Origin of the sequence: Methylosinus sp. KRF6 (assembly GCF_018887255.1) — a bacterium.
GTDB lineage: Bacteria > Pseudomonadota > Alphaproteobacteria > Rhizobiales > Beijerinckiaceae > Methylosinus > Methylosinus sporium.
In genome coordinates this window covers 1-21967 of sequence record NZ_JAHLJF010000006.1, presented here as the reverse complement: position 1 = coordinate 21967, position 21967 = coordinate 1, and the positions used below count along the sequence as shown (strand labels likewise).

Here is a 21967-nt window from a genome sequence, read left to right as displayed (position 1 = left end):
GGATTTCGAACCAATCGGCGAGATGCTCGATCGGCGTGCATATGAACGAGGCGGCTTCTTCTCACGCGAGCATGGCGCGACACGGAACGGTCTTAGCCGTTCGCGGCGCCGTGATCGACGTGCGTTTCGAGGAGGGCGAGCTACCGGCGATCGAGGACACCTTGGTCGTCGAGGCCGACGGCGGACGCGCAATTTACGCCGAGGTGCAGGCTCATCTCGATCGGAACAGCGTCCAGGCCATCGCTCTGCAATCGACGGTCGGCCTCTCGCGCGGACGCCGGGTGAGGGCGACCGGCGGGCCGATCGAGATTCCGGTCGGCGTCGCGACGCTCGGACGGCTGATCGATGTGACGGGAGCGATCGGCGACAATGGACCGCCGCTGCCGGTGGACGCGCCGCGCCGGCCGATCCATCGCGCGCCCCCGCCGCTGGCCCAAAGGCCGAGCGGCGGTGAGATTTTCGCGACAGGGATCAAGATCATCGACCTGCTGACGCCGATCGCTCAGGGCGGCAAGGCCGCCATGTTCGGCGGTGCGGGCGTCGGCAAGACCGTGCTCGTGATGGAGCTCATTCACGCAATGGTGACGGGCTATCGGGGCGTATCGGTGTTCGCCGGCGTCGGCGAGCGCTCGCGCGAGGGCCACGAGCTTCTGCTCGACATGGGCCGCTCCGGCGTGCTGGAGCGCACGGTTCTGGTCTATGGCCAGATGAACGAGCCCCCCGGCGCGCGCTGGCGGGCGCCGCTCGCCGCTCTCACCATCGCGGAATATTTCCGCGACGAGCAGCGCCAGAACGTGCTGCTGCTGATGGACAATATCTTCCGCTTCGTCCAGGCCGGGGCCGAAGTCTCGGGCCTGCTGGGGCGATTGCCGTCACGCGTCGGCTATCAGCCGACGCTGGCGAGCGAAGTGGCGGCGCTGCACGAGCGGATCGCCTCGGTCGGCGGGGTCGGCGTGACGGCGATCGAGGCGGTCTATGTCCCCGCAGACGATTTCACCGATCCCGCGGTGACGACGATCGCCACCCACATCGACAGCATGATCGTTCTCTCCCGACAAATGGCGGCCGAGGGCATGTATCCGGCGATCGATCCGATCGCTTCCTCCTCCGTGCTGCTCGATCCGCTGGTCGTCGGCGAGGCGCACGCCGAAGTCGCGACCGAGGTCCGTCGGGTGATCGAGCATTATCTCGAGCTGCAGGATGTCATCGCCTTGCTCGGCGTCGAGGAGCTCGCAGCCGAGGACCGCAAGATCGTCGGGCGCGCGCGGCGCCTTCAGCGCTTCCTGACCCAGCCTTTCGCCGTCACCGAGGCTTTTACCGGAGCGTCTGGCCGCTCGGTTCCTCTCGCCGACACGCTCGCGGGCTGCCGCGCGATTCTTTCCGGCGCCTGCGACGATTGGCGAGAGAGTTCCTTCTATATGGTCGGGACCATCGACGAGGCGGAGCAGAAGGAGAAGGCCGCCGCGCGCAAGGACGCCGAGACGACGGGAGGCAGGCCGTGAGCAGAGCGTTGCGGCTCGCCATCACCACGCCGAACGCCGTGCTGCTCGACGAAGCCGGCGTACGATCCGTCCGCGCCGAGGACGAGAGCGGCGGTTTCGGCTTGCTGCCGGGCCACGCCGATCTGCTGACGGTGCTGCCGCCGTCGGTCCTGCGCTGGCGATCCGCCGACGGCGCCGAGCGCTATTGCGCGATCCGTGGGGGCGTGCTGACCGTCAGGGGCGGAGAGAGCGTGTCGGTCGCCTGCCGCGAGGGCTTTCTCGGTCGTGATCTGCGCAAGCTCGACGCCGAGGTGCGCGCCGCGCGCACGGCCGAGAAGGACGCGGCGGCGCGCGCGCGCGTCGAGGAGACGCGGCTGCACGCCAGCGCCGTGCGTCGCCTCGTCCGTTATCTGCGTCCGTCCGGCGCTTCGGAAGTGTTCGGCGACGGAAAGGACGCGCCATGAGCGAGGCCGGTCCCGAGCGCGATTCGATGGCGGAGGCCTCGCGACTGGCCGCCGAGCGGCGCGAGATGCAGCGCAGGAACGCCGAGCCCTCGCTCGGACGCCGGCTGGGGCAGATCGGCGTTCTCGGCTGGACCATCGTCCTGCCGGCGCTCGCGGGGCTGTTCCTCGGACGTCGGCTGGACAAGATGTACGACATGGGCGTCTTCTTCTCCGCGCCTCTCGTCATGATCGGCGCCGGAGTCGGCCTCTGGCTCGCCTGGAAATGGATGTCGCGCCAATGACCGTTTCCGCCGCCCCGCTCGCTCTCCAGCTCGCCCTCGGCGCGGGCGCGGGATTCGCCGCGGGCCTCGCTTACTTCCGCGCCCTGCGTTGGAATGTCGATCTCTTCGAGCGGGGCGTGACGCCGAAGGCCATTCTCTTGCTCATAACGCGCTTCGCGGCGCTGGCAGCTGCGCTCACAGCTCTCGCGAAGATCGGCGCTCTCGCTCTGCTCTCCGGCGCGCTGGGACTGCTCGCGGCGCGCCGCGTCGTCCTGCGTCGTTTGGGAGGTCTCGAATGAAATCCTCGCCGCTCGCGCTCGAGCCCGGCTTTCAGCTCGGACCCGTGCCCGTCAGCAAGCCCGTCATCGTCACTTGGGCGCTGATGGCCGCGCTCGTTCTCGCGAGCCTTCTCGTAACTCGGCGGCTCTCGTTGCGGCCGGGGACCGGACAATCGGCGCTCGAGCTTTTCGTCGAGACGCTCGACCAGCAGATAAGGGACACGATCGGCGCGGACCCAGCCCCCTATCGCGCCTTGCTCGGAACGATCTTCCTCTTCGTGCTCGTCGCCAATTGGTCGTCGCTCGTTCCTGGCGTGGAGCCGCCGACGGCGCGGCTCGAAACCGATGCGGCGCTGGCTCTGATCGTCTTTTTCGCGACCATCTATCACGGACTGCGCACGCGCGGCCCGCTCGGCTATCTCGCGACATTCGCCGAGCCGAGCATCATCATGGTTCCGCTCAATCTCGTCGAGCAGATCACGCGCACCTTCTCGCTGATCGTCCGCTTGTTCGGGAACATCATGAGCGGCGTGTTCGTCATCGGCGTCGTGCTGTCGCTCGCGGGTCTGCTCGTGCCGATTCCGCTGATGGCGCTCGATTTGCTGACCGGCGCGATTCAGGCCTACATTTTCGCGACGCTCGCCATGGTGTTCATCGGCTCCGCGGTCGATGGACACGGCGCGCGGTCGGGCGGCTAGACGAGAGCGAGGAAGAATGGACGACATTCAATATATCAGCGTGATCGCCGCCGCCGTCGCCGTGTCCTTCGGAGCGATCGGCCCCGCACTCGCGGAAGGCAAGGCGGTCGCGGCCGCCATGGAGGCGATCGCGCGTCAGCCGGAGGCCGCCGGCGTCCTGTCGCGCACCCTTTTCGTCGGCCTCGCGATGATCGAGACCATGGCGATCTACTGTCTCGTGATCGCGCTTCTGCTTCTCTTCGCTAATCCTTTCGTCAAATAGGGCGTTCGCACGCATGCAGATCGACTGGTGGACGCTCGGTTTGCAGACCGTCAACGCCCTCGTGTTGATCTGGCTGCTCTCCCGCTTCCTTTTCCGCCCCATCGCATCGATCCTCGCCGAGCGCGAGGCGACGGCCCGGCTGCTGCTGGACGCCGCCGCCGCCGCCAAAGCCTCGGCCCTGACTCTGGAAGAACAGGCGCGCGCCGCCGTCGACGCGATGTCGGCCGATCGCGCGGCGACGATCCGCGCCGCCACGACGGAGGCGAAGGACGCGCGCGACCGGCTGCTCGAGGCCGCCAGGGCCGACGCCGATCGCATGCGAGCGGACATGCGGGCGGAGATAGAGCGCGCCGAACGATCGGCCCGTCGCGCCGAAGCCGAGCGCGCGAGCCTGCTCGCCGTCGACATTGCGCGGCGTCTGCTCGAACGCTTGCCGGCGTCGTCCCGCGTCGTCGGCTTCATCGACGGCCTCGCAGACGCGATCGCGGCTCTGCCGGAAACCTCTCGCGCCGATTTCGCCACGCGAGGAGAGCCCACTCTGACCGCGCCGCGTCCGCTCACCGCCGAGGAGGACGCGCTATGCCGCGAGAGGCTAGAAAACGCCCTCGGCCGCCCGCTGAAATTCGCGCTTCGCGTCGATCCGACATTGCTCGCCGGCCTCGAATTGGAGAACGCCCACACCAGCATTCGCAACAGCCTGCGCGCCGATCTCGAGCAAATCTCCGCGACCTTGCTGACGGAGCCGGAAAATGAGCGATGAGCCGGCCGTCGCCGAATGGCTCGCGCGCGGCCGCGCGGCGGTCGAAAGAATCGAGCTCGGGCCGAAGGTCGAGACGGTCGGACGCGTCGAGAGCTATGCGGATGGGATCGCCTTCGTCTCCGGCCTGCCGCAGGTCGCGCTCGACGAGCTGCTGCGTTTCGAGACCGGCCAGCTCGGATTCGCGCGCGCGCTCGAGGCGGATCGGGTTGCCGTGGTGCTGCTCGATCCGGGCGACGAGATCGAAGCCGGCGCGCGCGTTTTCGCGACCGGTGAGGTCGCGCGCACGCCGGTCGGGGAGGGACTGCTCGGACGCGTCGTCGATCCGCTGGGCCGCCCACTCGACGGCGGCGAGCGGATCGCCGCCGTCGCCTTTCATCCCGTCGAGCGCGAGGCGCCGAGCATTATCGCGCGCGATCTCGTGACCGAGCCCGTCGAGACCGGCCTATTGGTCGTCGACTCCATGTTCGCCCTGGGGCGTGGTCAGCGCGAGCTCGTCATCGGCGATCGCGCCACCGGCAAGACGTCGATCGCCATCGACGCCATCATCAACCAGCGCCACTCGGACATCGTTTGCGTCTATGTCGCCGTCGGCCAACGGACGACCTCGGTGGAGCGCGCGATCGAGGCGGTGAGGAGCGGAGGAGCCGCCGATCGCACCATCTTCGTCGTCGCGCCCGCCGCCTCGCCGCCCGGCCTGCAATGGATCGCGCCTTTCGCGGGCTTCGCCATGGCGGAGTTCTTCCGCGATCGCGGCGGCCATGCGCTCGTGGTCGTCGACGATTTGAGCAAGCATGCGGTCACGCATCGCGAGCTCGCTCTGCTGACCCGAGAGCCTCCCGGACGCGAAGCCTATCCCGGCGATATCTTCTACGTCCATGCGCGGCTCCTGGAGCGGGCCGCGAAATTGTCGAAGTCGTTCGGCGGCGGCTCGCTCACGGCGCTGCCGATCGCCGAGACCGATTCCGGCAATCTCTCGGCCTATATTCCCACCAATCTGATCTCCATCACCGATGGACAGATCGTGCTCGACCGTCGCTTGTTCGCCGCGAACCATCGTCCGGCCGTCGATGTCGGCCTTTCGGTCAGCCGAGTCGGCGGCCGCGCGCAGCCTGACGCCTTGCGTGACGTCTCGGGGCGATTGCGTCTGCAATACACGCAATTTCTGGAGCTCGAGATGTTCTCGCGCTTCGGCGGCATGTCGAACGCCCGCATCGAGCGGGAGCTGACGCGGGGCGAGCGCATTCGCGGCCTGCTGACGCAGCCGCGCTTTTCGCCTCTGCGCCTCGAGGATCAGATCGCTCTGCTCGCGGCGCTCGACGCCGGCGTTCTCGATTTGCTTCCCGCGCGAGCCATTCCCGCGCTGACCGCGAGGCTTCCCGCGCATCTCGACTCGGCCGCCGCGCCGAGCGTCGCGGCGATCTCCCGTCACGCCCCGCTCGACGACGCCATGCGCGCGGATCTCGTGGCGCGGGTGCGCGAACTTTCGTCAGAGCTCGCGGCGCATTCCTCATGAGCGAGCGCTCAGCCGACATCAGCGCCCATATCGCCGCGACCCGGCAGCTCGAGAGCGTCATCACGGCGATGCGCGGCGTCGCCGCCGTCCGAACGCGCGAAGCCCAGTCGCGTCTTTCCGGCGTGCGCGCCTATGCCGCCGCGTTGGGCGACGCCATTTGCGCGGCGCTGGCGCTGAGCGCGGAAGCGCCGCCGTCGCGGCTCGTCTCGGAGCGCCGGCCGGCCGACGGCCATATCGTCCTGGCGTTTTGCTCCGAGCGCGGCTTCGTCGGCGCATTCAACGAGCGCATCCTGGACGCGGCGGCGCGCCTCGCGGGCGGCGCCGAACGTCCGGCTCTGTTCATCATCGGCGAGCGCGGCGCGACGCTCGCGCGAGAGCGCGGATCACGCGCGGATTGGACTTCGCCCATGGCGTCGCGCGTCGATGACGCCCCGTCGCTCGCCGACCGCATCGCGCAAGAGCTCTATGGGCGCCTGGGGGAGGGGCTCGCCGATCGCGTGACGCTCATCCACGGCGCGCCGGGCGCGGCCGGAATCGAGATCGTCGCGCGCTCGCTCGTGCCGCTCGACCTCGCCCGCTTTCCGCCCGCGTCCGCCGCGGCTCCGCCCCTCGTCACATTGCCGCCGCGCGCGCTCGTCGAGGGCCTCGCGCAGGAATATGTCTTCGCCGAATTATGCGAGGCGGCGGTGCTGTCCTTCGCGGCGGAGAACGAGGCGCGAATGCGCGCGATGATCGAAGCCCGCGACAATGCGCACAAGACGCTCGAGCGACTGGAGGCCCGGCATCGACAAACACGTCAGGAGGAGATCACCGAGGAGATCATCGAGCTCGCGAGGCCAGTTCCCCGCGGGACGCAGGCTCGTCGAGGCGACGACTAAGGCGCGTCTTCGTCAAATTCCGGGGAGCTGATTGGGGTCATCGCAGAATCTTCCCAAAATCCTGCGCCGAGCCGCGTCGAGTAGCTCCGACCGCGGGTCTCGGAGGGGTTGGAAAACATTCTGGAACGGTTCGGTCGGCCAAACATAGTCCCCCGTTGAAGGTGATGTGCTCCCAGCCGAGCGGCGCGATATGAGCGAGCGCGTCGTCGCGGATCCGTTCTCCGCCGGAGCGCTGCTCAGCGACGGCGTGGCTGAGGTCGACCGTGTTCCAAAGGACGGTTACTCGTCCTGCAGGCGATAGCCGAGGCTCTGGTGCAAACGGTGTGAGCAGGACATAATCCGAGGGGCGGCACCGGACGCGGTCAGGACGGCAACGCCGCGTCGTTGCCTCGGCCATATATCGAGGAAGCGATCGGCACGGCAGCGCGTCTGCAGTCGGGCGCGAACTACGCCTTCGACTCCGCATGCCTCTGTAGATCGGCCAATGCCCGGCTCGCCCGGCGGCCCTTCGACCGACGTGCCCGATGGCTGTTCCTGCGGCCGGCGGACGTTTCCGGCTTCCTGCCTCGACAGCCTGCGCTGCAAAAGCGCCCTGCGGCGCAATTCCTTCTTGACGCTCACGCTTTCGCCTGTCTCCTATGACGCCATGGCTTCGTCATGGGCGCATTTCACCAAGCTAAGGACCGCGCTCGCCGCGGTGCTCGGCGTTTGGCTGGCGCTCGCCTCGCTTCCCTTTGTGACGCCGAGCCACGGATGGGCGACGGCCTTCCCGTCTTTCGGCTGGTCGAGCGGGGAGGAGGGCGGTCCGCTATGCGCCGCTCGAGGGGACGATGGCGCGCCCGTGAAGCACGGCGGTCAACACTCTCATTGCGCGTTTTGCACCTGTCCTCGAGATTCGGCGTCTCTCGCATTTCTCGCCATGTTCTTTACGGCGCTCGCGCCGCGCTTCGACTCGGGACAAGTGTCGTCGGTCGATCGCGAGCAGACTGGCGCGCCCATCGGCCGTCCGAGCTATTCCGCCTCCCGCGCGCCCCCGTCGATCGGCTGATCGACCCTTTCACCCTGGTTTTTCACCTCCGGTCACGACGACCGCGCAGCGCGCGTCGTGACCGTCGCGGGCGCCGGCGAATGTCGGAAAAGAAGACTCGTTTCATTCGCGACCTGTTCGAGCGCAACAGGCGCGCGCTGACGGCCTATCTGACGCGTCGCGTCGGTGCGGAAGACGCGTCCGATCTGCTTCAGGAGACCTTCGTGCGCGCGCTGCGGCACGAGCGCCTCGACGATGTCGCCGATCCGCCGGCTTTCCTCCAGCAGATCGCCGCCAATCTCACGCGCGACCTGGCCCGGCGTCGGCGGACGGAGCACAAATATCTCGCCTTCGATCAGCTCCTCGGCGAGCGGCCGAGCAGCGAGGCGCGGCAGGACGAGATCGTCGACTATGAGCGCCGGGCGCGCCGCCTCCGCGAGGCGATCGAGGCCTTGCCGCCCCGATGTCGGGAGGTCTTCGAGCTCTGCGCCTTCGAGGATCTCTCGTTTCGCGAGATCGCCCTGCGTCTCGGCGTCACCGAGCGCATGGTGCGTCAGCATATGAGCATCGCCATGCAGCGTTGCTGGGTGGCGCTGGGATGAAAGATTTTTCACCGCCGGACCTTCCTTTTTCCCCTATTGGCGCGTCGTATTCGGCGGGCGCGGATGGCGATCCGCGCGCAGGGAGCGACGGTGAGATGGGAATGGGGGAGGGCGACTCCGTCCGTGCGGCGGTCGACTGGTGGATCAGGGAGAAGGCCGGCGACCTCGACCAGGATCGTGCGGCCTTCGACGCCTGGCTCGCCGCCGATCCGGCCCATCGCCGCGCCTATGCCGATGTCGCCGGAATGTTCGAGGAAGCGCGAGCGCTGCGCCCGGCGCGCCGGTCTCGCTTCCGGGGCGCGGCGTCGCGACGAAAGGCGACGATTGGATTATTGGTCGCCGCCTCTTTGGCCTTTCTGTTCTTCCTCGGCGATCTCTCTCTGATCTGGCGTTCGGACTTTGCGACAGGCGTCGGAGAGCGCCGAACGGCGACTCTCGTCGATGGCTCGCGTGTGGAGCTCGACGGCGGCTCGGCGATCGAGGTCCGTTTCGAAGCCGGGCGCCGCCGCGTGCGCCTGCTGTCCGGGGAGGCGTGGTTCGAGGTCGCGCCCGATCCCGCGCGTCCCTTCGTCGTCGAGGCCGCGGGCGGCGAGGTGACGGCGCTCGGCACCGCCTTCGACGTCGCGCTCACCAAGGAAGGCGGCGCGCGCGTCGCCGTTGGCGAGCACTCGGTCGCTGTCGCCAGCGGCGGCGCGCGCGTCATTGTCGAGGAGCGGCAGCAGACATTTTACGAGGCGAACGCCGCCGCGCGGCCTCCGGCGACCGCCGCCGCGGAAACGATCGCCGCTTGGCGGCGCGGCGCGCTGATCGTGGAGGACAGGCCGCTCGGCGAAGCGCTGGCGACGCTCGGCCGTCATCGCCACGGCTATGTCGTCTGCCTGCGCGCGTCGACCTGCGCGCGGCGGGTGAGCGGCGTTTTCTCGACCGCGGAGCCGCTCACTTCTCTGCGCGAGATCGAATATTTCCTCGGCCTGCATTCGATCCATCTGACCGACTACCTCATTCTGCTCACGGAATGACGGGCGGTTCTGGCCACCTTCCCGCACAATTTTTTTCGCATTGGACATTCCGAATTCGACTTGAGGGCGTCGAGTTGGTCACGGACGTCGTCTCGCGTCCGAGAACCCAATTCGACGGAAAGCGGCGATGGCGAAAAGAGGTCTGCGTTACGAGGGTGCGGCGATGAGCTCGACGGTTGCGGCGATGGCGTTCAGCGCCTTTGCGATGGGAGGAACGCCGGCCGAGGCGTCCCTCTCGCCGCAAGAGCGCAGCGGCGTCGTCATGGTCTACGACATACCGGCTGGATCGGTGGCGACGGCGCTGAACGCCTTCGCCGTGAAGAACGGACTCCATCTTCTCTACGAAGCGCATGTGACTAGGACATTGCGCACGAGCGGGCTTTCCGGCGCCTTTTCGGTTCGAGAGGGGCTGGATCGCCTGCTCGACGGCACGGGGCTCTCTTATCGCTTCGGCGGTCCAGATGTCGCGTTGCCCTTAATTCCGCGAATCTCGAATTGCCTTTAAGAGCAATTTCTCAAATTACGGGCAATCACTATTTTCATCTAATAGGTTGAAAAACAACAAGCTTGGATTAGCGCATTTAAGGGCAGCGCGACACCGAGCGGGACCACGATCTCTGAAGCGGTATTCTTTTGCATCTCACGCCGGCTGCAGCGAGGCCAGTAGAAGCATGTCGATCGAACCGATGCATTCGAAGATTAGGAGTCAAGACTTCATATATAGGCCGGCGCCGACTCCCACGCCTACGCCCGCCGGCACAGCCACGGGCAGAACGAAATAACATCCGATGGCTCCGGCCAAGGGCTTCCAGCTTCCTCGGTAGCCGTAGACGCTGAAGAACGCCGAAACGTAGCTCATCGCCAAGCGTCTAGGGCGTGAATAGCGGTTCACCCTCGTGTAGCCTTTCCAATAGGCGATGAACTCTTCCGGATAGAGGAGTATTCCCGACAGCCACTCCGACTTTTCCGTCTGCAACCATGTCACGGTGGGATAATTCTCTATCACGTATTTGTGGAACTCCTCGTGGGCTTGCGTCTGAATCGCCTCGCGCTCCAAATCTGCGTCGCCCACTCCTCCGTTCTCGAAAAGGCGCAGCTCATAATTCTCGCGATCCCAGTTCGTGATCTCCCCCTCGTATGTCGGGACGTTCATTCCGAACCAATTCGTGGTTTCGCCATTTTTTGTGGGACGGGTAAAACCGCCTTCGCGCGAGCCCGACGCTCTCGAGTATCGGTCGCCACGAGCGACGTCGCCGCTGTCGGCGGCGACGGATGTGCCGACGCCGGCGTCCACTTCGACCTCTCCCCCGGCCATGCCGGAATCCAGCGCGGCGCCGGCGCTGTCGACAGCCGCCGAACCGGCGCCCGCGGCATCCGCGCCCGCCTGCGCCAGATCGACCGCCGCCTCCCCGGCGTCGGCGGCCGCAAGCGAAGCGTCGAAACCCGCCGCAGCCGCGTCCGAGCCGCCCGCGGTGAAAGCGGTCAGCGCGAGACCGGACACCGTCACGGCGGCGGCGAACGCCGTGGTGGCGATCTGCCCCCAATGCGCCGAGCAACCGTCTGGATCGGTCAGACTTACTGGATCATTGCCGACGAACACATACGGACTTGCGTATTGGCCGCCTGGATCTGGTTGCAGGAAGCGGCAGAGGCGCGGGTCGTAGAGACGAGATTGGAAATTGTAGAGTCCGACCTCGGCGTCCCATTCCTGGCCCATGAAACGCCAGGGCGATGCCTCGGGCCTCGATCCGCCGCTGCCGACGAGCGCCCCGAAAACGCCGTATCGATAGCGCCCTACCAGCCGGTCGCCGCCGCCGACGATTGCTCGAACGCTCGCCTGCGTATCCTTGAGGACGAAGCACGGCGGTTGCTCCAAGCCGCCTTCCGTCCACGCCAAAGCGATCAGGCCGGTGGGACCGGTCACCGAGCTGGTCCACTCGCCGTCCTGCCAATAGGCCAGCGGCCGCGTTCCGGCGCCGCAGACATAGAACCGCGTGTGGACGCCGGCCTCGTCGGTTGTCTGCTTCACGCTGCGCTGTTGTCGACCGCCATAGGCGAGCCGCACGTGGATCGTGCTGTCCTCGCCGCGGCGGCTGAGCACGCAGGGCATAGCGAGGCCCCGGTCGTAACCGACTCCGAGCCCGCCCGCCGCCGTGAGTTGGCCACGGGCATTGTAGGAAACCGCGATGGCCGGGGCCTCGCCCAGACTGGCGTCGGCCAAGCGATCGCCTCCCGGCTGGCCGGTAAATCGCAGGGCCACGTCGTCGACAGTGGCCGCCCAGAGATTTCCGTTGGCGTCATAGCTGTCCGCTCGCCAGTGACTCTCGTGACTGCCGGTGGTGTCGGCGCGTGTCAGGCGACCCGCGGCGTCGTGCTCGTAGACGCTCATGCTCTGCTCGGGCGCCTCGCCGGTGAAAGCAAGAGTTTCGGCGCGCTGACGCACCTTGCCGAGCGGGTTGTGCTCCACCGCGAGCGCCCAGGCCGGCCGCTCCTCGCCCTCGTCCACGAGGCTCACGCTCTGTTCGCGCAGCCATCCAGGGGAATCATAGCTGTAACGCTGTCGAATTCGCCCGGCGTTCAGGTCTTCCAGCGTCACTGCGCCGGAGGCCGCATATGCGTAGCGTGCGAGTTCGACGCCGCCGTCCTCGCGATCGGCGTGGATGGACGACACCTGGCCGAGATCGTCGTAGGTATAGCGCAGGCCGGCCAGCGGCGCCCCGGCCGGCAAAGTCAACCGCGACACCTCGCCGAGGGCGTCATAGGAATAGCCGATTTCGGCGACCGGCGTTCCAGGGAGCGAGACGGCCATCCGCGTTCGTATGGGACGCCCGAGATTATCGTGCCAGAACTGCTCGGTGGTCAGCCATGGCTCGCCGCTTTCGCCAGCCGTGCGGGTCCAGGTGCTGATCTCGACGGGCAGTCCGATCTGGCGCGGATCGTCGCCGTCGCCGTCGTAGCGGATCAAACGGCTGACTTCGTAAGGCGCGTCGTCGCCGACACGGGGGTAGTCGGGGTCGACTGCGGCGATCTCCTTCAGAGCGCCTTGATCCCAAGCCGCCTGCACGACTCCTTCCTCGACTTTACGGCCGAGCGCGTCGTATTTGGCGTAGAGAAACCAGCTTTCGCCCGGATCAAGCGCTGGTTGCATGAAGCGCCAACGTCCCATCGGGTCGTAGAGCACGCTCGCCTGCCCCGTGTCGGGCGTCGTGTTTCGGCAGACTTCGCCCAGAGGATCGCCGTCTTGCCGGCTGACGAAGGCTTCCGGATCGCCTTGCGGCGGCGCGCCAAATGTGTTCGGCAGGCGCAAGGATCGGCGTTGGCCCGCCGGACCGTTTTCGGGACCCCGATAATCGATCGTCGTGCGAGTTTCGGCGACGACTCGCCCGCGTGCGTCGTCGACGCGAGTCGCGACGGTCTGGCCCGTCACCGTGCTGACGGTGGTTCTCGAAGTCTTCAGCGGGTCGATGGCGCCACGGGTCAGGAACCCGCCGTCGTCCGCATCGCCGTACCGGTACTGAACGGTCAGACGGTCGGTTTCGCCGGTGTTCAGCAGGTCATGGATCGCGAGCTCACGGCCGGGCTGGCCCGACTCCAGACGGCGCTTGCGCGGCGAAGCCTCGAAGCGGGTTCCGGCATAGGGGTAGCCCTGGTCATCGGACCGGGTGACGCCGAATTCGCTCTGGCCGGCGTAGAAATCGGCTACGTCGCCTTCCATGAGCCAGCTGTCCGCCGTTGCGGCGAGAAAGGCCTGCACGTCCACGAAATGCGGATGATAGGCCATGAGGGGAAGGTCTGCATCCTCGCCAAAGCGCGCCGGCGCGGGTTTGGTGCTGGCGAGCGTGCGGCCCAGCGCATCCTGAATGCCCTGCGTAATCCGTGCGTCGGCGCCATGCAGGCGCTGCGTTTGACGCGTCGCGCCGGCGCCATCGAGATAGTCTACGCTCAGGCGTGGCGCACCCATGACTGCGAGGTTCCGCACCTCGAGAGCGTTGACGCCCGTTTGCAGGCATAAGCTCGTCGGCGCGCCGATTGGCCAAGCGACGCTGTAACTGAGCTGGCCATCGCCGAACAGCAGCAGCACGCCGTCCCCGAACACGAGAAGCCACTGTTGTGGCATCGCCGGCGGGTGGGCGAGCGGCGTCGGCGTGACGAAGCCTTCGGGCCCCTCCAAGAACCAGCCGGCGCGCGCGGCGTCCCATCCCAGTCGGTAAGCTCCGTCCAGCGCCCAGGCGAGTTCGCCGCTGAGGCCTTGGGGCGGGTAGAGCTCGACAAAGACTGCGGCCGTCGCAGGTGGCGTCGGGTCCCAACCGTTCCAGACCAAACTGCCGGGCTCGCGGCCGAGATGGTGTAGCGCGCCGTCCAGAACCTCCCAATCGGCGGGGTTGGACGGAGTCCAACGGTCCCGCCATTCGTCGCCGGCCCGGAACGTCTCCATGCGACTTTGTCCCGCGGGCTGAAGGCTGAGGCTCGCGCCGGGGCTCTCTGGGTCGAAGACGCCGGCGGCGTTGCCCTGGGGCGAGGCGAACTGCTGTGTGAGCAACGCCACCTGAGCGTCAGGCCCGAGCGTGGCGACCGCTTGGTAGAAGCGGTTGTAGGCAGTCGAGACCTTGCGTCCCCCGCCGTCGAGCGCCGAGTTGGGTCGGCGCAGCGTCTGATCGAACGTCTGGGCCGAGAGACGGCTCGCGAGCGGCGCTAGGGCTACCGCATCGAGCCAGACCGGCTGCCCATCGGTATTTTCGGCCTTCGCCGTAACAATCAGAGGACCGTCGGCGTCGGTCGGAAGCGCGACGCCCACAGTGCGCCATACCCAGAGGCCTTTTGTATCCTCGAAAGGCACGCTTCGCTCACTGACGGCCAGACCGTGAGCTTCCACTGTCAAGATCCAGCCAGCGCCGGCGTCGACCGAATAACCGGGAAGGGTCTTTATCGCATAGGCCAACAGATAGGGACCGCTCGCGGCGGCAGGGGTCACGCTCGCTGCGAGGCTCGCGCCGGGGACGGCCAAGCGCAGGCTGCGTCGGCCCGTATAGGCGTCGCCGTCGCAGATCTGCGCATTGTCGGCGTTCCAAGCGCTCGCGCCGCTCTCTGCCTCGAAGCTCTCGAACGCCCATTGCCCATGCGAGCGGGACGCGTTTACGATCTGCGCTATCGGCAGGCTGTCCGGCTCGCTGTATTCGACCGAGGTGATGATATCGCATGCGTCGACCCATTCGGTAGGCAGGCCGAGCAAGGTGCGATCGATCACGCGTTGTCGACACAACCAGCCGGCCGGGTCGGGCTGTTTGCCTGGGGCGACAGAATCGAAGGGGTAGTCGGGCGGGGCGACGCCCCGCCAAGCATAGACCCCGGCGAGGCCGGGCGCGCGAACCTCCGGACCACGCGCGCAAGGCCAGAGCGCGCGGGCGTAGGCGGTGGCCGAGAGCGGGATTTCGGGGCCGTCGCCGACGGCCACGCCGGAGGTGCTCTGCAATTTCGCGCCGAGGATGTTCAGCGCCCGCAACACGGGGTCTCGCTCGCAACCGTACAGAGTCGCGCTGCTATGAGTTTCCGGTTCGCCGCTGGCGCCGAGCGCCGTCACCCACTGTGCGACCGGCTGGCTCGACCAAGGCGCTGCAAAACGACGTCCTTCGGCGTCCACGCCGAGCGCGCTGATCCGCAATCCGGCGTTGACGCCGTCGGCGAAGCGCGTGACACCCGTCTTGCAGACGAAGCCGCCCGCCAATTTAACGGGAGGCGCGCCGGCGTCGGCGGGGTCGGGAGAACGCTCTGTCCAAACTCGCCAATCGAGGGAGGTCTGCGCGAGCGTGTCGCCCTCGGCGTTTCGCACCACGACGTCATGAAGCAGGCCGTCGAGCATGTCGTAAAAATTGTCGCCGGTCTGATCATCGAGGCCATTCAGATAACGGATTTGCACGCTGCCGTAGCGGGCGATTGCGGGAACGGCGCCGGGGCCGGGGCCGGCGGGCGACCCCGGGTACACGGTGGACTGGTAATATTTGAACACGCCGCCGGTGGCGTCGCAGGTCGCGCTCGCGAGCTCCTGCACGATCGTGCTCGGCTGGCCGCCGTCAAACCCATTGTCGGCGCTGAAGCCCGTGACTGCATAATGCATCATCTCGCCATTGACGGCGTTGCCGGCGTATTGGCGCAGCGTGAACAGACGCGCGTCACTGAAGCTCTCCGCCGTGCCGGGGTAGGTGACGAACATGGATGGACCAGCGGCGGCGCTGCCCGGCGTGGAGGATGAGCTCATCTGCGCGTCCGCAGGCAGCGCCAGCGGATTGACGACATTTTGGCTCAGTCCGCCGTTTTCCAACAGAACGACGCATGTGCTGCGCTTCTCCGACTCGCTGTCGAACACGCTGCACGCCAGGAACGCCGGAGACTCGTCGACGAGGGCCTTCGAGTTCATGACGTAGCGGCCAGGATCGCCCTGTCCCGCCATAGCGGCGTTGATCTGCGCCTCGATGTTGGATAGAGGCTCGGCGCTCACCACATCGGCCCAATTGCCGGCGTGATCCCGGAAATAGAGCCACGGCCCGATGAGCAGGTAGTCACCGCCGCCGCACGACGGATAATTGGCGGTCGCGGCGTTTGTCTCGGGGTTGCGCAACGGAGCGGTGGGCGTCACCGCGGCCACGTCTTGCCATCGGCTCACGTCCGCGTCGGGATCATAGGCGAGCACGGCGGCGGTGATCGAACCCTGGCCGCCGCTGCGAGCGAGAATTTGCACGGCGACGTCGTCGCCGTAAGCGTAGCGCTGCTCGAGACCGTCCGGCACGCTTCGCAAGGCGAGCGCCGTGTTGGTCAACCATCGTTCGCCGTTGAAGCGCAGGAGGTTCCCAGCGCACGCCGCTTGACTGTTGCCGATGACGGTCGGGATCCAGGAGGTCGGGTCGGCGCCCGAGGGGTCTTGGGGGTCGCTGAATGGGCGGCTGACGACGGGGACGAATTGATAGGCCGCGTCCCACTGCAACAGATGGAGAGTGTAGGCGCAGGTGCTGGCGTTGCGGACGCGCAGCTGACTCGCGACGACCCAGCTGGCGCTCGGCGCCAGCGCCAGATCGCCGATGCGAAGATTCTCCGGGTCGGGCAGAGCGGTTCGCCCGCCGGGCCGCCAATCGAGCTGCGCATCGAGCCGGGTCACAGAAACCTGGCCGCGCAAGTCGACGGTGAGGTAGTATTCGTTCTGGGCGGTCACCCAAGTGTAGCTGTCGAGCGGCGGGAGCCCGCCCTCACCGGTCGTCTCGAGGGTCCATTCGCCCGTTGTCCAGCGCCAGGTCAACCGGTCCAGCGCATAGCGGCCATAAGTCGGGTCCATGCGCGAGATCACCAGGAAATACTGGCCGCCGAGCGGCGGAAGCACTTCGGCGCTGTCGATGTCGTAGCTGACGGTCGGGCGATTGAACCCGGTTACGGAGCCGGAGAGCAGCGCTGGACTCCACTGTCCCGGGCGCGCCACGTCCTTGGTGAACACATAGACTTGCATCTGGTCCACGGTGTTGAACGAGACGGCCATACAGCTCGCGTTGGCCGACACGCGCAGGCTCGTGGGGTCGAAGCCGTCGGGGTTCGCGAAGATGGCGGCCTGCGCGTCGGAGAGCTGCCAGGTCAACCATCTCCCGATCCAACAGTGCGCTTGTAAGGTCAGCGTCGTGGCCTCGCTGTCGCGCCAGAGCGTGACGACGTAATCGGGGCCGAACCACACCGTGGGCGTGCTCGAATCGTCGAGGCCGTCGGGGGGCGTCACCGTGAGGCTGCGATTGCAGGCGGGCAGACTCTGTCGCGTGTAGCTCCAAGCCGCGGTCGCGCCGCCGGGATAGGTCGCTTTGCGAATGGCGCCGGGGCTGGCGCCCGGTGTCTCGGCGGAGGGGCTTTCCAGCCAATAATCGAAGCGCAGGCTGCCCGCGAGAGCGCCTTCGCCGTTACGGAACTGCAGTCCAGTGAGGAAGCGTTTGAAGCTGTCGCCATATTGCTTGCCGGTATTGTCGCTGACATTGGCGACTTGGGACGCGGCGCCGTCCTCGCTCGGCCGTGGCTCGTAACAAAGGCCGATGGCCAGCAGAGGCTCGCCGCCGGCTCCAGGCACTGTGATGGCGGACAGATACTGAGTCTCGTAACGATCCTGCCAAGCGTTGGGGCGATTGTCCGGCCGCGGCTTGTGCGGATCGGCGAATTCGCGCGGGCTCTCGGGGCTGCTGTCGTCCCAGAGCTTGTCTTCGTAGCCGAAAACGGCGCGGCGGCCGAAAACGTCGGTGACGCTCGTGAGATAACAGGCCTTGGTATAGCCGAGCGCAGGATCCGACGCATCCGGGGCCGACACGGCTTGCTCCACCACAGGACGCAAGCCGGTGGCCGGGTCCACGGGCCACTGCTCGTTGTATCTGTAAACGACCCGATCACCCCACAGATTGCTCGTGGTCGACAGACGCCAAGAGCGCGCATAATGCGCCTGCCCGCTGACGAGCCCGCTGGCGCCGGTCCACAGCAGCTCGCCGCTCGCCGGATTGCGCCAGGCTACGCCCCATTCGATGCTGTCTCCATGAGACGCCGGAATAGCCGGGAGGCCGCCGGGCCTCGCGGCGTCGGGATCGAGTCCGCCGAAAGACATGCGCAGGCCGTGTTCATCTATGATCAGCCAACGCTCGTAACAGGGATAATAGAGGATTTTCCAGAACCGATACGATTGCAGCTGATAGGATTCGCCGCCGTCGAGCGCCAGTAGCCGGCCGCCGAGAAGGCGCAGCAGAAAACTCTGCTGCTGCTCGTCGTCGCTGATCGACCATTCGGGGTCGCCGCCGCCGCTGATCCGGGCGTCGGCTCCCAGCTTCAGGCCGTGGACGCCGAACAATCGGCGGATGGGCTCCGGCGCGGGTTCGCCCACCTCGATGAGCTCGGCGAGTTCCGCCGCCATGCCGAAAAGCTGCGGCGCCTCCGGCTCACGCACCAGCGGTGCGCTCGCGCCATTGGCGATATAGGCGTATCGCCGCGCATCGGCGGCGAGCGATCCGCCGTCTTCCAGGGCGATAGCCGTCTCAGGCAGGCTCCAACCCAGGCCTAGGACGCCGGTGGGCGCATCGCGATTCCACAACATCGCCTGGGTGAAGACGTTGCTCTGGTAGAGCAAGCCGACATTGACGTCCATTCCCTGCTCGCCGCCGCGACCGGGCAGTGTGAAGAGATCCTGGACTAGGTTCACGTCGGCGCGGAACAGGTTGACGCTACTGCGGACGTTGGCCACTGAGTTGGCGTCGAATTGGAACGAGCGGATGGGCGGCGTCTGCGCGCTCGAGGCCATGGTGAGGGCTCGCAATTCGAGGAGAGGGGCGGAGGGCAGACGTCGCCCCGCCGCCGGAGGCGACGACGCCGTCGGTCAAACCGGCAGGAGGAGGCCGATCACCATCAGATCGACGTAGCTTTCCTCGTTGTCCTGCGGGTGGTTTGTGATGCCGAGGTCGTACATGTAGCTCTGTGGACCCGGGATAGTGACCACCGTTCCATCCACCGTAGGCAAGCCGGGCGACGCCCAAACGCCGTCATAGCCGCCGCCGGCGATGAGGCCCGCTCCGAGCGTATTGACGTCATTGCCGGTGCTGCCGCCATAGGATATCTGATAGCCGGTCAGCACCACCGCCACCGTGCCGCCCAGCCGGTAGCCGCTCGGCACGAGGTCGGCCATTTCGACTGTGATGGCGCTGGCGCTCTGCTTTCCGAGGATCGGATTGAGCACCACGCCGGCGTTGGTCTTGAAAGTAGCGAGCGCGCCGCCGTCCACTTTGGCCGTGGACGCCGAATTCTTGCCGCCGTCCTTCATCAGAGCCTCGCCCTCGACGTAATCCGTGCCCGCGTCCTGTGATATCGAGACGCTGGCGTTGATCACCTGCACGTCGTGATCGGAGCCGCTGCCGTAGCTGAGGTCAAAACCCGAGAGAACCGCGACATTGAGCACCGGCGTGCTTTCCGCGAGCGGGATGCCGTTCGAGCGTCCGCCCGACGGGATGCCTGTCTCATTCTTTAATGTGATGTTGTCTGGATCGACATCGACTACCGCGAGCACGCCGATCGTGACCCAGGCGGCGGGCGTATCGAGGTTGTTCCCGCCATTGTCCGACAAGCGGGCGTCGACCTTGACAGTCAGCTGATTGGCGATCGGCTGATTGAACTGCAGGCCCAATGAGCAGGTCTGGACGTCGTGTCCCTTCCCTCCAGCATAGGACATGTTGAAGCCGGTCAGACCGGCCACGTACTGCTTGATCGGTCCGCCGAACGTCAGCGTCTGAGAGCCTTCGGAGAGCTTGATGATTGCGTTTTGGATCTCGAGGGCCATGACGCCTCCTTTGCGAGCAATACGTTGATCACGAGCGTTCGATCGAAGATATCCGCGCGCCTCGAACGCCGGCGGCGGACGACGAACGCGCAGCACCCATATTGACGAGCTGGATTTGAGAAAACTGTACGCGCCTTCGTCATACAGATCTCGACCCTGTTTGGACGAGGAGTGAATTATCGCTTTCCAAGCTTCGGCCGAGGCCTTATCGAAACTTCGACAATCTTGGTCGGCGAAAATGCCAGCGCCGTCTCTAACTCGAGAGATGCGGCGCCTATTCGCCGAGACCGTATCGAAAATGCGTCGCCGATCGTGTCCAATCTATCGGCGTCGCCATCGACGGCATTTGTCTAATGCGCCCTTGTGACTAACGTTTGACTCTCCTCATGGAGAGCGGCGGAATAATCCGCTACGCCCTCTTTTACACGTACTCCGAATACGAGTAAATGATCTGCGGACGCGCCATGACGCCCGAAGGGCCGCTTGCGCGATCATGCTCCGACTGTCCATGTCGCGGGCCGTCCGACGAGAGACTGGTCGGAAACGACCACACTTTGGCGCATCCGCGCCGAGAGTGGAGGCCGTCCGCTACATCGGGTCTATTCGGCCACGCCATCCCCGCCTGGTTCCACCGGCTCATGTGAGGCCGCCCATAGAGCGGAAAACCGACGCGACCGACGCCGAGGCGAGCTGCAAGACGGCTTTTCGTCCCTCGATGCAGTTTACGCCGATGAAAAGCGCAGAGCGCCAGCGAGCGCGCAGGGCCGTGTTCGTCGTCGTCGAGAAGTTCGGCGAGGCGGCGATTGGGTGCGCCGTTCGAAATCGCGAGACGAAGCCGCCGAGCCAATTTTACCATGGTTTCATATTAGCGAGCGCGGACTCACCGACTGCCCCTGCGCGCCGCCTTCTGGCCGCAACATGTTATGCGGCGTGTGAACCGCGGTTCACAGGGTCGCTTGAGATGATACTGATGCCGTTGTTGCGTGGCCGCATCAGGCTAATGTGACATCGCCCTCGAGACTTATTAACTCTTGAGAAATCGTGCTCACCCGGCAGGGAGAGTGCGGCTCAGGCCCGGCATCGCCGCTATCATCTGTTTGGGCTTGTCCCTCTGAGCGCGCTCGTCCACCAGCTAGCTGACGTGCCCCTGAAAAATCTCACCAGCATCGATTAGAGTGTGGCCGATTGCAGGACGGACACGATGAAGCAGAAACGGTTCACGGAAGAGCAGATCATCGGGGTTTTGCGCGAGCAGGAAGCCGGCGCGAACGCGGCGGACCTCGCGCGCGAATACGCGGTTTCGGAGGCGACGCTCTACGATTGGAAGGCCCTTCAGGACAGCGAACCAATTCTCCTCATTGTGAAAAGTCACGCGTTCGACCGAGCCGACGAGCGTTTCCCGCGAAGCGGCGGCGTCCGATGGCCGTTCAGGCTTCACGGCGAGGCCCTGCCGTTTCGACTTTCTTCGGGGCGCTCGATATTCTGAGCGTCGCCAGAAGAGGCAGCGCCGCCGGCGACGCGTCGATGACGCGTTACTCGACGCCGCAGCGGCGAATGGCGCCTTTCCGCCGGCGCAGACCGTCGCGCACATAAGCGTGCGCCTCGTCCTCCGACGTGAATTCCCGCGCGAATGTCCGCCCCCGGCAGCCGATCCGGCCGAAGGACACCCGCACCATCCATTTTTCGAACAGATCGCGCCCGGCTTCGACGCGCCAGGCCCTGTGACGGTTCGCCTCCGCATTGTGGCCCTGTAACAGGATCGCGATCTCGCCCATCGCCGCCATGCCGGCCCTCCACGCCCGCCCGCTTCGCATTCGCACATAAGTGAATCACGAATGGGAATCCGGAGCAAAGGAAGAGGGAACATGGCTACCGCTAGCGCCGCCCACGCCGACAAGGGTTCGTCGCTGAGCTCCCGCGCGTTCCGCGCGCCCTTGCGGCGCGGCCGCCTCGCGGTCTGCCGACGGCGTTTTGGGACAGGAAAAGGAGGATTCGAGGCCGTGGAATGTTGGCGCGGTGTGAGACCGAGCCAAGCTGCGAAGTCACGCCCCTTCGCGAAAGTCTCCGGGGCCGGCGCCAACGCCATAATTGCCGCAGCGCAAATCGGACCGATGCCGGGGATCGTCGTTAGTCGCCGCGCGGCTTCGCTAGCGCGAACACGTTCGCGAATCTGTTGATCGAGCTCGGCGATCTGCTCATGGAGCGCGTCGAGATGGCGAATGAGAGCTTCGCAAAGATCGACAACGATGCCGTGCAAATTCGAATCCGCTTTTCGCACCTCTTCGATCAGCCGACCGACGTGCTGAGGTCCCTGCGGAACGATTACGCCGTATTCTGTCAAGTGCTGTCGATTTGCCTTTCAAGGCGGGACTCGCCCATTCAACGATTTCAATTAAAT

General features: G+C 66.2%; 18 protein-coding genes and 1 pseudogene. 15 read left to right on the top strand and 4 right to left on the bottom strand.

Going from position 1 to position 21967, the window contains the following annotated elements; translation table 11 throughout:
- The first annotated feature begins 41 nt into the window (after positions 1 to 41).
- The 9 genes from atpD to KP010_RS21000 are packed head-to-tail and all read left to right on the top strand — an operon-like array spanning position 42 to position 6594.
- Positions 42 to 1502: a F0F1 ATP synthase subunit beta gene (gene atpD / locus KP010_RS21040; protein WP_216281619.1), complete on the top strand. Its 1461-nt coding sequence runs from the start codon at positions 42 to 44 to the stop codon at positions 1500 to 1502.
- Positions 1499 to 1945: a F0F1 ATP synthase subunit epsilon gene (locus KP010_RS21035; protein ID WP_216281597.1), complete on the top strand. Its 447-nt coding sequence runs from the start codon at positions 1499 to 1501 to the stop codon at positions 1943 to 1945. The genes atpD and KP010_RS21035 overlap by 4 nt, the downstream gene beginning before the upstream one ends.
- Positions 1942 to 2226 (top strand): AtpZ/AtpI family protein, encoded by a 285-nt coding sequence (locus tag KP010_RS21030; protein ID WP_161915505.1) that lies wholly within the window; start codon positions 1942 to 1944, stop codon positions 2224 to 2226. Before KP010_RS21035 ends, KP010_RS21030 begins: the two co-directional genes overlap by 4 nt.
- Positions 2223 to 2504 carry an ATP synthase subunit I gene (locus KP010_RS21025; RefSeq protein ID WP_216281595.1) on the top strand — a complete coding sequence of 94 codons (282 nt, stop codon included), beginning with the start codon at positions 2223 to 2225 and terminating at the stop codon, positions 2502 to 2504. Before KP010_RS21030 ends, KP010_RS21025 begins: the two co-directional genes overlap by 4 nt.
- A complete protein-coding gene (locus KP010_RS21020) occupies positions 2501 to 3181 on the top strand; it encodes a F0F1 ATP synthase subunit A (protein WP_161915507.1) in 681 nt (226 codons plus the stop codon). The genes KP010_RS21025 and KP010_RS21020 overlap by 4 nt, the downstream gene beginning before the upstream one ends.
- A gap of 16 nt (positions 3182 to 3197) precedes the next feature.
- On the top strand, positions 3198 to 3443 hold the full coding sequence (locus tag KP010_RS21015; protein WP_003611173.1) for a F0F1 ATP synthase subunit C: 246 nt from the start codon (positions 3198 to 3200) through the stop codon (positions 3441 to 3443).
- 13 nt (positions 3444 to 3456) lie between these two features.
- Positions 3457 to 4203 (top strand): F0F1 ATP synthase subunit delta, encoded by a 747-nt coding sequence (locus KP010_RS21010; RefSeq protein WP_216281594.1) that lies wholly within the window; start codon positions 3457 to 3459, stop codon positions 4201 to 4203.
- Entirely contained in the window at positions 4193 to 5716 is a 1524-nt protein-coding gene (locus KP010_RS21005; protein WP_216281593.1) for a F0F1 ATP synthase subunit alpha, read from the top strand. Before KP010_RS21010 ends, KP010_RS21005 begins: the two co-directional genes overlap by 11 nt.
- Entirely contained in the window at positions 5713 to 6594 is an 882-nt protein-coding gene (locus KP010_RS21000; RefSeq protein WP_216281592.1) for a F0F1 ATP synthase subunit gamma, read from the top strand. The genes KP010_RS21005 and KP010_RS21000 overlap by 4 nt, the downstream gene beginning before the upstream one ends.
- A 37-nt stretch (positions 6595 to 6631) precedes the next feature.
- Here the strand turns inward: KP010_RS21000 and KP010_RS20995 are convergent, their stop codons facing one another.
- A complete protein-coding gene (locus KP010_RS20995) occupies positions 6632 to 6991 on the bottom strand; it encodes a Tn3 family transposase (protein WP_216281591.1) in 360 nt (119 codons plus the stop codon).
- A gap of 87 nt (positions 6992 to 7078) precedes the next feature.
- Here KP010_RS20995 and KP010_RS20990 point away from each other — a divergent pair, with 87 nt between their 5' ends.
- The 4 genes from KP010_RS20990 (at position 7079) to KP010_RS20975 (ending at position 9747) form a co-directional block, all read left to right on the top strand.
- Positions 7079 to 7642, top strand: coding sequence for a hypothetical protein (locus KP010_RS20990; protein ID WP_216281590.1), 564 nt, complete (start codon positions 7079 to 7081; stop codon positions 7640 to 7642).
- A gap of 80 nt (positions 7643 to 7722) precedes the next feature.
- A complete protein-coding gene (locus tag KP010_RS20985) occupies positions 7723 to 8223 on the top strand; it encodes an RNA polymerase sigma factor (RefSeq protein ID WP_216281589.1) in 501 nt (166 codons plus the stop codon).
- A 101-nt stretch (positions 8224 to 8324) separates the two neighbouring features.
- Entirely contained in the window at positions 8325 to 9242 is a 918-nt protein-coding gene (locus KP010_RS20980) for a FecR domain-containing protein (protein ID WP_216281588.1), read from the top strand.
- Between the two features lie 127 nt (positions 9243 to 9369).
- Positions 9370 to 9747: an STN domain-containing protein gene (locus KP010_RS20975; protein ID WP_253203958.1), complete on the top strand. Its 378-nt coding sequence runs from the start codon at positions 9370 to 9372 to the stop codon at positions 9745 to 9747.
- Between the two features lie 201 nt (positions 9748 to 9948).
- On the opposite strand, the gene KP010_RS20970 is transcribed toward KP010_RS20975, so the two are convergent.
- The gene (locus tag KP010_RS20970) at positions 9949 to 18540 is read right to left on the bottom strand and encodes an RHS repeat domain-containing protein (protein WP_216281587.1); all 8592 of its coding nucleotides are present in this window, start codon (positions 18538 to 18540) and stop codon (positions 9949 to 9951) included.
- Between the two features lie 75 nt (positions 18541 to 18615).
- A complete protein-coding gene (locus KP010_RS20965; RefSeq protein ID WP_216281586.1) occupies positions 18616 to 19569 on the bottom strand; it encodes a hypothetical protein in 954 nt (317 codons plus the stop codon).
- A gap of 1201 nt (positions 19570 to 20770) precedes the next feature.
- Here KP010_RS20965 and KP010_RS20960 point away from each other — a divergent pair.
- Positions 20771 to 20899 (top strand): annotated as a pseudogene (locus KP010_RS20960) (transposase); the annotation flags it as partial.
- A gap of 202 nt (positions 20900 to 21101) precedes the next feature.
- Here KP010_RS20960 and KP010_RS20955 read toward each other — a convergent pair.
- Positions 21102 to 21353 carry a WGR domain-containing protein gene (locus KP010_RS20955; RefSeq protein WP_216281585.1) on the bottom strand — a complete coding sequence of 84 codons (252 nt, stop codon included), beginning with the start codon at positions 21351 to 21353 and terminating at the stop codon, positions 21102 to 21104.
- A 389-nt stretch (positions 21354 to 21742) separates the two neighbouring features.
- On the opposite strand from KP010_RS20955, the gene KP010_RS22960 reads away from it, so the two are divergent.
- The coding region (locus tag KP010_RS22960) for a hypothetical protein (RefSeq protein WP_253203957.1) at positions 21743 to 21967 on the top strand (225 nt) is incomplete at its 3' end.